At 59.5% G+C, this 2249-nt stretch carries 3 protein-coding genes; 2 read left to right on the forward strand and 1 reads right to left on the reverse strand.

Annotated elements, in window-relative coordinates; all coding sequences use genetic code 11:
* On the reverse strand, positions 1 to 183 hold a 183-nt coding region (locus A5481_RS35010), incomplete at its 3' end, for a hypothetical protein (RefSeq protein WP_210179228.1).
* A 573-nt stretch (positions 184 to 756) separates the two neighbouring features.
* On the opposite strand from A5481_RS35010, the gene A5481_RS31905 reads away from it, so the two are divergent.
* The gene (locus A5481_RS31905; RefSeq protein WP_048434470.1) at positions 757 to 1311 is read left to right on the forward strand and encodes a fasciclin domain-containing protein; all 555 of its coding nucleotides are present in this window, start codon (positions 757 to 759) and stop codon (positions 1309 to 1311) included.
* Between the two features lie 83 nt (positions 1312 to 1394).
* On the forward strand, positions 1395 to 1673 hold the full coding sequence (locus tag A5481_RS35995; protein ID WP_082173165.1) for a GCG_CRPN prefix-to-repeats domain-containing protein: 279 nt from the start codon (positions 1395 to 1397) through the stop codon (positions 1671 to 1673).
* The last annotated feature ends 576 nt before the right edge of the window (positions 1674 to 2249 follow it).

Raw genomic sequence — 2249 nt, forward strand, 5'->3', positions numbered from 1 at the left:
CATGTCGTCCTGCCCCATGCCACCGGACATACCGCCCTGCATCTGGCCATTCTGCATACCGGGCTGCATGCCACCGCCCATGCCGGGCTGCTGCATTTGTGCCGAAGCGGCTGTCGCACAGCCGAGGCCCAGAGCCAGGGTGCCAGCAGCGATCCACATACGGGTCGTCATCGCATTCTCCATCAGTGTTGATCGTCTTCGGTCATGCTCCGACGCTGGCACAACGGTGGGACAAAAAAGTTCTCTGCCGGAGGTTCCAAACAAAAAACTATTTCTTTACATAGGTTTATGCTCAGCCGTCATGCTCCGGCAACACGCTGGATGCCGGGGACAAAGACCGACCGTAACACCACCAGAGGGCATCACGATGAGATGCGGTACGGCTCGGTTGAGCGGAAAGTTTCAGATCCACGCTGAAACCGTGCGTGGGCAGCCCTGGCGATAAGGGGCCGACCCCAGTCGTGCGATAGGGTCGAAACCCGTTCAGGCACAATACGCGATTGCCAGCCTGGAGAGACGAAGCACGTCGATGAATATGGGCATGCTCAGCTGCTCATGCCCCACAAAACGCAGCCCATTCCTGAATAATTTTTAGCGCGCGTACGTGCCATCCGGGATGATGTTCCAAAAAAATGCCGCGTATGACAGGAATTTAATATCAGCGATTTTGAAACCTCACCGCTGATCAATCCGTACTCCTCCCTCGCAAGGCTCGATCTGAACCTTGACCGTTGGGAAAAGCCCAGGAGTTTCCGTATGCGCTCGATGATCCGTATGACTCTGGCTGCCGCCGCGCTTGGCCTCGCTGTCCCGGCGCTGGCGCAGAACGCGCCGATGGTGGGTGGAGCGCCGATGATGGCCAACAAGACCATCGTGGAAAACGCCTCCAAGGCGAACAACCTGACCACGCTCGTCGCAGCGGTGAAAGAGGCCGGGCTGGTGGACACACTGAGCAGCAAGGGGCCGTTCACGGTCTTCGCTCCGACCAACGCCGCGTTCGAGAAGCTGCCGGCCGGCACGGTCGACAAGCTGATGAAGCCGGACATGAAGGCCGATCTCAAGAAGGTGCTGACCTACCACGTCGTGGCTGGCAAGCTCGACGCCAAGGAGCTGATGGCCAAGGCCAAGATGGGTGGCGAGAGCGCCAACCTGAAAACGGTCGAGGGTGCGACCCTCACGGTCAAGATGGACGGTGACAAGCTGGCGCTGATCGACGGCAAGGGCGGCGGCGCGTTTGTGACCCAGCCCGACGTCGATCAGTCGAATGGCGTCGTACACGTCATCGACAGCGTACTGATGCCGAAGATGTAAACTACCGCGAACAATGGCATCCAAATCTCATACGCGGTTTGGATGCCGGATTTCCACAAATTGCGACTTTGGAGGCATCAAGCATGAGGTTCATTAATAAGCTGGCGGGTGCGGCCCTGGTCATGCTGACTGCAGGCGCAGCCCAAGCCCTGCCGGTACAGGCCAGTTCGTCCCTCGGTGATGCAGCCCCCATCGTCCAGGTGCGTGCTGGCTGCGGCTTTGGAGCCCATCGCGGCTCCTACGGCGGGTGTCGCCTGAACCGTGGGCCACGGGGTCAGATGCGCCGGATGATGACCGGAGCGCCCCGGGGCTGCCCGCCGCGCATGTACCGCGGACTGCGCGGTGTTTGCCGGTATCGCTAAGCCCTAGGATCTACCCGCTACGCTACTGGATAGATCCAGTATGGACGAATTTCGGACAGCGCCGCAATTCATGAACGTCGGAGAATTCAAACGCTGAGGCGATTGCCAGATTGCATAGGAAAACGGACAGTGCCTGAGCGCCCTCCGTTTCATTTTGACTTATATCACGCCAGGATTGGGGGTACCAGGCACGACATCCGGTGCAGGTGGATTACCGATCGGCGGTTCACTGTCAGGCGTCGGCGGCACATCGCCTGGGGCGGGATCGCCTGGCGTGTCGGGCGGGAGATCGCCGGGCATGGGGCCACTGGGATCGCCGGGAGTCAGAATACCGGGATTGGCCATCGAGGAACTCCATGGTTTCAGAGGAGGTGACTGTCCTGCCGAGCAAACAGATTGAACCCTGAAGGGTTCAGGGGTATGCCAGCACGTGCTGGATTGTGCTATTGCGGAAGCCTGGCGGGTGCCTTCATGATGCCGACAATAAGCACGCTCATCATCACGGTTGAGCAGCGCCTGGCAGTCCCGGGATCTCAAGGTTGCTCTGAAATGCGTACTAGAGCGTTTTCGGCTTAG

The sequence above is a fragment of the Methylobacterium platani genome (genome assembly GCF_001653715.1).
Taxonomy (GTDB): domain Bacteria; phylum Pseudomonadota; class Alphaproteobacteria; order Rhizobiales; family Beijerinckiaceae; genus Methylobacterium; species Methylobacterium platani.

Bases quoted from the DNA above. Each gene is read 5' to 3' on its own strand.
- A5481_RS35995 (WP_082173165.1), top strand. From the start codon at position 1,395: ATGAGGTTCATTAATAAGCTGGCGGGTGCGGCCCTGGTCATGCTGACT.
- A5481_RS31905 (WP_048434470.1), top strand. From the start codon at position 757: ATGCGCTCGATGATCCGTATGACTCTGGCTGCCGCCGCGCTTGGCCTC.